This is a genomic window from Acetobacter sicerae, assembly GCF_011516765.1.
In the GTDB taxonomy this organism is placed as follows: domain Bacteria; phylum Pseudomonadota; class Alphaproteobacteria; order Acetobacterales; family Acetobacteraceae; genus Acetobacter; species Acetobacter sicerae.
Genome location: NZ_JAAABN010000018.1, coordinates 40,306 through 48,143, shown reverse-complemented (window position 1 = coordinate 48,143; position 7,838 = coordinate 40,306). Strand labels below are relative to the sequence as shown.

The 7,838-nt window shown below is 52.9% G+C and carries 6 protein-coding genes and 2 pseudogenes; 4 read left to right on the top strand and 4 right to left on the bottom strand.

Annotated features, from left to right (window positions below; all coding sequences use genetic code 11):
- On the top strand, positions 1–405 hold a 405-nt coding region (locus GVI59_RS15215), incomplete at its 5' end, for a transposase (protein ID WP_173574991.1).
- 483 nt (positions 406–888) lie between these two features.
- On the opposite strand, the gene GVI59_RS15210 is transcribed toward GVI59_RS15215, so the two are convergent.
- Positions 889–1,689, bottom strand: coding sequence for an alginate lyase family protein (locus tag GVI59_RS15210; protein WP_173574990.1), 801 nt, complete (start codon positions 1,687–1,689; stop codon positions 889–891).
- Positions 1,690–1,960: 271 nt separating this feature from the next.
- The gene (locus GVI59_RS15205) at positions 1,961–2,995 is read right to left on the bottom strand and encodes an NADP-dependent oxidoreductase (protein WP_035366779.1); all 1,035 of its coding nucleotides are present in this window, start codon (positions 2,993–2,995) and stop codon (positions 1,961–1,963) included.
- A gap of 116 nt (positions 2,996–3,111) precedes the next feature.
- Here GVI59_RS15205 and GVI59_RS15200 point away from each other — a divergent pair, with 116 nt between their 5' ends.
- Together GVI59_RS15200 and GVI59_RS19095 are read left to right on the top strand one after the other, a co-directional pair.
- A complete protein-coding gene (locus GVI59_RS15200) occupies positions 3,112–4,497 on the top strand; it encodes an IS1380 family transposase (RefSeq protein ID WP_173574989.1) in 1,386 nt (461 codons plus the stop codon).
- Positions 4,498–4,678: 181 nt separating this feature from the next.
- Positions 4,679–4,819, top strand: a pseudogene (locus GVI59_RS19095) (IS5/IS1182 family transposase); the annotation flags it as partial.
- A 622-nt stretch (positions 4,820–5,441) separates the two neighbouring features.
- Here the strand turns inward: GVI59_RS19095 and GVI59_RS15190 are convergent.
- A complete protein-coding gene (locus tag GVI59_RS15190) occupies positions 5,442–5,783 on the bottom strand; it encodes a hypothetical protein (protein ID WP_166318850.1) in 342 nt (113 codons plus the stop codon).
- Between the two features lie 183 nt (positions 5,784–5,966).
- On the opposite strand from GVI59_RS15190, the pseudogene GVI59_RS15185 reads away from it, so the two are divergent.
- Positions 5,967–6,741 (top strand): annotated as a pseudogene (locus tag GVI59_RS15185) (IS5 family transposase).
- 171 nt (positions 6,742–6,912) lie between these two features.
- Here the strand turns inward: GVI59_RS15185 and GVI59_RS19460 are convergent.
- Positions 6,913–7,191 (bottom strand): transposase, encoded by a 279-nt coding sequence (locus GVI59_RS19460; RefSeq protein WP_198911733.1) that lies wholly within the window; start codon positions 7,189–7,191, stop codon positions 6,913–6,915.
- Positions 7,192–7,838: the final 647 nt, after the last annotated feature.

Sequence of the window (7,838 nt, the reverse complement as noted above, 5' to 3'; positions counted from 1 at the left end):
CATCGCTTTATTGTCACCACGCTACCGCAGGGAATGTCCGACCCCCGCCATCTCTACGAACAGATTTACTGCGCACGCGGGGATATGGAAAACCGCATCAAGGAATGCCAGCTGGATCTGTTCTCAGACAGAACATCCTCCCATACCATCCGGGCCAACCAGCTCCGGCTGTGGTTCTCGGCCGCAGCCTATGTCCTGCTCACCGCTCTGCAAAAGATGGCCCTTGGGCAGACCTCTCTGGAGAAGGCGACCTGTGGCACCATACGCGCACGACTGCTCAAAATCGCAACAGTCGTAAAGGTCAGCGTGCGTCGAATTGTCCTGTCCATGCCCGATATATTCCCTTGCCAGCACGAATTCGCCCTCGCTCATGCACGATTGCGAAGGCTCCGCCAGGCTTCCTGACGAAACAGACAGAGCATAGGCCACATACTCACAGCCATCACCGCCTTCTCAGGCGCTAAGACCCCAACTGCGTCCAGAATCTGCCTCCAGAGGCAAAATGCCGTTGTCATTCCAGATCAGACGCACAGGACACAGCTCTCAGAACAGAGAATAACACTCTTCAGACAAAATGTGAGAAATCCGCGTCGAAGGCAATAACTTTGATGTATCATTGAACGGGAAGTATTTTTCCCCGATTTCTGTGCCTCAGGGTGCTGCGGAGGAGGTGTCCATCAAATATGACAGAAGGACGTCCGGATCCACCAGCATACCTGACGCCTGACCCGGCTTACAGTGTAGGCGATGCAGCAATAACCGACGCACTTGACGCTGCACGATCATTCAAACCTCTCCCGCCTCAGTTAACCCGTGACTGGGTCCTGCAAAATGCCGGACCACAAGAGACCATTTCGGATAAGAAACAGTCTCCCTCCCCGTCCTTTTTCATAAACGGCATCGCTCATTGACCACACATCGATATAAACAGCGGCGGATGTGATGCGAGTTGGGTCGCGAGAAGACGAAAACGCGGGTCGAAAGCGGAAGCAAGCCACACAAGCGCGCCAGCCGTCCGCGGATCAAAAGGCCCGAATAGCCTTTCAGCCCGGCCTGTGCGCGGATCGCGTCAAAGCGTACGGCTGAATGTACAAACTCCCTGTGTCGCTTCTCTCCGCTCAGATAGGGAAGCAGCCATGTCATGGCATTCGCCAGAGAAGAGCCGTCATCGCTCGTCCAGTGATACCAGTCCTCATCGCGTGTTCTGGCGGCAAGAGCGGCCTGGATCAACGGCTGAAGGTCGTAGACGACATAGTGCAGCGCATCCCGTTCCCGAAAATCCAGAGTGGTCCCGTCTAGTGCGATATTGGCCTGTATCTGCTTGCGGAAAAGATCGCGTGCCTTGTCAAACAGCGGGGTATCGTCGATCGCTACGGCGATCATTGTCACCAGCTTGATCCGGTGGCTCTGCCAGTTATTGATCCAGATCGCACGTCGCCCGTGATGGATAATGGCTGTCACATATCCCCAACCCCAATCCTGAAGATAGGATCGGACCTGTTCTCGTTCCGAGGCGGGGAGCGAGGGGCCGATCATCACATAAGTGTCGATCAGAGTGTCAAAACCTGTCTCGTCGATCGGGTTGAAGCTCGGCTTATAGGTCTTTATCCACGCCATCAGATAGCGACGGGCAAAATTCAGCCATTCGTCATCTGCTCCGGCATGCCAGGCCAGCGCTGCCTCTTGCATGAGCTTAAGGTCATATTTTGAGGAGACGCTCTCGTCCTAAATACCGTGATGCGGCAACGTGCCTTCCGTGTGCACCCGTGGCAGAGGCGCTGGCGGCCGGTTCCGGACAGAAGCCAGATGGCGAAGAAGCGCGGGCATAGTCCCTGCAGCCTGCGGATCAGATACGGAACACCACGCCTTGTCCGCTGCCTGCGCAGGCACGCAAGGCATCAGGGCCAGAGCGATTGCGCATACTGACCCCAGGAAACAGACTTTCTGTCTCCGTTGACTCTCACTCATGGTTTGTCGGAACGTCTGCAACCTGCACAAGAAGTTTGCCGAAATTCTGTCCACTCAGTTGTCCAGCCAGGGCGAGAGGGGCCTGATCCAGACCCTTTACAATCTGTTCCTTATAAACAAGAGAACCTTCCTGAACCCAGGGAGTTGCCAAAGCGCGCCATTCCGCAAACCGCTCCGGCCGGTCACCGACAATGAAGCCCTCGATGCGGGCTCTGCGAAACAGCAGCATAGCCGCGCTGATTGTGGGCGCATGCGCCAGCCCGCTATAGTCGCGATCATTATAGTCAGCGACCAGACCGCAGATCGGAACCCGGGCATGATTACGTAACCGCCTGATCACAGCCTGGCCTACTGTACCCCCAACGTTCTCGTAGTAGACATCGACGCCGTCAGGACAGAGGGCGTCAAGCTGTTCGTCGAGATTTTCATGATGATTGATGCATCCATCAAATCCGGCGATTTCCGTGACCCACGCACATTTCTCCACGCTGCCCGCGATACCGATCACCCGCGCTCCTGCTCTCCTGGCTATCTGCCCGGCTGTTGCGCCTACGGGACCGGACGCCGCAGAGATAACAACCGTTTCCCCTGCCTTGGGCTGTCCGATATCCGTCATACCCGAATAGGCGGTTGTACCAGGCATACCGAGCACACCAAGATAGGTTGACGGTGGCACATCATCGGGAACCCGGACCAGCCTGTCCCCGGGAGTTGCCAGCACCGTCGCCCATCCAAACGCACCGGAAACGACCGCGCCTTCACGAAAGGCTGGGTGCTTCGACTGGATGACCTGTCCCACGGTTTCGCCAGGGATCATGTCGCCAACCGCCAGTCCTTCACGATAGGTCCGCCCCTCGTTGAGAATGCCCCGCATATAGGGATCGACGGAAGCAAAGAGGGTGCGTGTCAGCACGTCACCCTCCTTTATCGCGGGCCAGAGACGTTCCACTGTCGCGAAAACATCCGGCGTAATACTTCCGTCAGGACGCTTTGCCAGAACAACGGCCTCAAGTGTCTTTTCGGTCATGATCCTCTCCCTGATAGGTCGACGCGGAAATCTCACAGAAGGGTTGTGCATCGGGTTAGATTATGAAAAAGTCTGTTTTGTAGAAAAGAAATTTCCATAATCATCAAGAAAACCCGATGCAGACAGAGTGTAGCGCAGGCGCGTATGAGTTTCCAGCCTCCTGTGGACGGCGTGTTGTGGCCCGTTTTGACGGGGGTCGCATGAGTTCGGATGGGGGCGTCATTCTGGTGAAGCAGGCTGATGACATTCTGGGTCTCAGCCGCCGCTTTGCTGCCTGTTTTCGCGATAAGCGGCATCCTGCCTTTGTGGAATACCGGGTTGAAGACCTTGTCCGTCAGCGGATCTTGGGCCTGGCACTGGGCTATGAAGATCTCAATGATCACGATGCCCTGCGGCATGACCTGATCTTTGGTCTGGCCTCGGGCCGTCTGTCAGGAGGCCGGGCAAACTGCGCAGCATTGGCTGGCAAATCTACACTGAACCGGTTGGAGCGCAGTGGGCACAAGGCAGATCGTTACTGCCGCATCATTGCTGATCATGAGGTCCTGGCGGAGCTGTTCGTGACGCTCTTCATGGACCAGCATGAGCGCGCACCCGCCCGGATCGTTCTGGATGTGGACGCGACCGATGATCGTATCCATGGCCATCAGGAAGGCCGGGCCTTTCATGGGTATTACGGCCATAACTGCTATCTGCCGCTATACATCTTCTGCGGGGATCATCTCCTCAGCGCTACCCTGCGCACGGCAGACAGGGACCCGGGGAAGGAAGTGCTGGCTGACATCCGCCGGATTGTGCAGCAGATCAGGAACCGCTGGCCCAGGGTGCGTATTCTGGTGCGCGGGGACAGCGGTTTCGCCCGGGACAGTCTGATGACATGGTGCGAAGACAACCACGTTGACTTCCTGTTCGGGCTTGCAGGCAACACCCGCCTGTATGACCGGATTGCCTCTTTGTCCGCTGAGGTTCGTGACGAAGCCGCCACGACAGGCAAAGCGGCGCGCGGTTTCGCCTCCTTTGACTGGATCACAAAGGACAGCTGGACGCACCGCAGGCGGGTGGTGGCCAAGGCCGAATGGCGCCACGGCAACCGCTATCATCGCTTTATTGTCACCACGCTACCACAGGGAATGTCCGACCCCCGCCATCTCTACGAACAGGTCTACTGCGCACGCGGAGATATGGAGAACCGGATCAAGGAATGCCAGATGGATCTGTTCTCAGACAGGACGTCCTCCCATACCATGCGAGCCAACCAGCTCAGGCTATGGTTCTCCGCGGCCGCCTACGTCCTGCTCACCGCTCTGCAAAAGATGGCCCTTGGGCAGACCAGCCTGGAGACGGCGACCTGTGGCACCATACGCGCACGACTGCTCAAAATCGCGACACGTGTAACGCTCAGCGTCCGTCGGATTGTCCTGTCCATGCCGGACATGTTCCCCTGTCAGCATGAATTCGCCCTCGCTCATGCACGATTGCGAAGGCTCCGGCAGGCCATCTGAAGAAACAGACAGTGCACAGACCACATAGCTTCCACCAACACTGCCTTCTCAGGCCGTGACACCCTCACTGCGTTCAGAACCCGCCGCCAGAAGCAGAATATCGTCAATATTCCAGATCGGGCTCCTGTGGGATGACTGAATTCTACAAAATGACCCGAAATTGCCTCAAGTGTGAGAAATCCGCGTCGAGATGCTGTTTGTCCACCTCAAGGGGATTCTGAAACTGTATCGCCTGCGATTGCGCGCCCCAAAGGGCGCTCATGATGAGTTTCTCCTCGCCGCAACCGCCCCCAACCTCCTCAAGATGGCAAAACTCGCTCCACTCCGCATGGCGATAGCGACAGGGGTGGCAAAGAGACAAATCAGGCTGATCCCACGAGTGCTTTCATCACCAACCGCAACGAGAATTTTTCAACACAATCTGGGGAATAGCGGACTGTCCACGAATCAGTTAATAGAACAAAAAGGAGGTATTCGCGTAAGTCTGATACAAGATATATAGCTAAATACGACAGTTGTTAAGACGCGAACGACCCGGAGAGTATCCAACGTAGAGTGATTTGCTGTGGCAAATCACCCTTATTTGGGACTATATTATACTATACTTAGTTATTATATTAAATGTAAAAATAGAGATACCATACAATAAACTTGCATATACTATACAATTAAATATAGCGCTAAACCAAAACAACTTCATCTTATTTTTATCTAGAAATAATTTCACGTAAGGTGCTACCAAATAACAAATAAAAGATGCCATCGCAAGTATTGAAAGTTTTCCAATTATATTATACCATACTCCCGAAAATATTGCTATATTGATCCTTAGAATAATGGCAACAACAAGAATAGCAAGTACCGATGCTAGAATAATTATTTTAGGTTTTTGACCATTTTTTGTATTCTTTGTGATCAAAAAGAAGAAGGAAAAAGCGATTAAACTAAATGCACAGTCTATTAAAAACCACTTTCCAAAACCTATTTCCAAAACCTATTTCCGCATAATCATGATACACACCTTCGTTTGTGTACGGAATTATCGCTAATACGATAAACATGGAGATTGGTATAAAAAATTTATACTGAAAATCCGTTATTTTATTGAATTCAGACTTTAACTTGTTTCGTTCTTCTGGAATATCTTCATCATAGAGCGCCGCTTTTTGAGCATTATTATTCGAAAGTAAACCCATAAAAACTGCCCAAGCACCAGCAAGGAGCGTGAAGCCGTGAGCAGAGACCCATGGCCAATGCTGGTCGATTAACCCTGTTATATGTCCCATTAACGTCTCCGAAGTAGCCATCTATTTATTTAAGAGCGGACAAACGCGTTTCTATTACGAAATTTAACTTGAAAACAAGAACTTCAGTTAGACGATGTCGTCAGTTAACGGATAGCGATACTGACCTTGTACGTTGACGCGTTTTATGATGTTTTCTTCCTGTTTTTCGGGTAAGATTTGTTGATGCGGCGGTATGGTCTGAGCGATGGTCAGTGGGCTCGGATAAAAGGCCTTCTCCCGGATCGTGAAGGCCACGTCGACGATATACAGCCGCGGATAACCGTCTGTTTGTGGAAGCGGTTCTGTATCGCTACCGCGCAGGTACTGCCTGGCGTGATCTGCCAACCCGTTTGGGAGACTGGAAGAATGTCCACCGGCGACTGCGCCGCTGGTGCGAAAGCGGTGTGATCGAGCGCATTTTCCGGTATCTGGCTGCTGACCATGATAGCGAATACATGATGATCGACAGCACAATAGTCCGTGCTCACCAGCATAGTGCGGGTGCCCGTAAAAAGGGGGCGCGGCTCAGGCCATCGGACGGTCCCGCGGCGGACTGACCACGAAAATCCACGCTGTTGTCGATGCCGTGGGAAAGGCTGTGACGCTATCCCTGACTCCCGGATAAAGGACCGACATCAGTAAAATTAAGCCATTGCTCAATGAAACCGATTCCGAAACCTTTCACCGCCGACAACGTCTATGATGCCGATCGCTAATCGAAAAACTCAAAGAGCGGCAGATTACAGTCGTCATCCCTTCAAGGAAAAACCATCGCTATCCACGGAAAATCAGCTTTCAACTCAACAAAAACAGAAACATCATCGAACGCATCTTCTTCAAACTGAAGCAGTTCAGAGGCTAGGCGACACGCTATGCCAAGCTGAAGTCAACCTCCATCGCAGCAGTGCAACAGGTCTCCACCATCATGGGAATTAACTCACAAGACGTCCTAGTCTGACGGATAAGGGAAAGCACGCAAAAGTGGCTCTGACCGCTCTCATGCGGCGTCTTGTCATTCTGGCAAATGTTCTGTTACGCAATGACCGATTATGGGAACCACGCCACACTTGACCAACGCAGATATTCATTCTTTGAGATAAAAAATGAAGCTTGCTGCGATGTGGATCGGCTACATGAAAGTACGAGCGCAGCGGTCATATCTGGTCGCGACACGCCTCCTGCTTTTCAGTTTTACGAACATATTTTCGATGATGTGGCGCTTTTTATAGAGATGCCAGCCGGAAGGTGGCTTTGATTTCCGGTTCTTCTTCGGCGTAAAACAGGCGGTGACATGCCGGTTTGCAAGCGACTGCCTGATTTTATTGCTGTCATAGCCGCCGTCCCCCATGACTTCTGATGTTTCATCCGGATGGTTGTTCAGCAGGTTATCAGCCCCTTTGAAAGTCACTGACCTGACCCGCAGTCAGATGCAGCCGGACCGGAGATCGTGGACCAGAGCCTCGAAACATCCCGCTTCCATCCAGCGCCGGATCTGCTGATTGGCGTAGCGAGCGGCGCCTTATAATCACCCTTTGTTGCTTTTTATAGAATTCTCGGAAAGCACAGTTGCTGGAAGAGTTCCGCGTCTTCCGACGCCGTCGCAAAGAAAAGAGTGCGACCGGAAGGCTGCAGGTGGTTTCAGTAATGATTCGCGCGGCATTCCCATGTTTCGAGCGCGCCAGATGAGGCGCAACCGGTCCGTCCGATCATTTGAGCGCCGCATGGTCTCCTGAACACGATGGCGCCCGCAAGGGCCAGCATACAAGCACGATGCGACGCCACCTCCACGTACCAGAACGAATATTCGTTTTCGTACAATGGTCCTAGAACTGACATTAGTCGCTTAACACGACCAAACACATGCACATGTGCAATAGCACCAACTGATTTAAATACTCAGACGGAGCAGGCATGCCAGAGAGAGAGGTCGTTAGTGGCGCCAGTCTCCAAATCTCCGATCGACCTGATTACAGCACCGGCCATGTTCTGACGTCAGAACATGGATCACAGTAACCTGAGCATTCCTCAGATTCGTCGACCGGCAACACATACCAA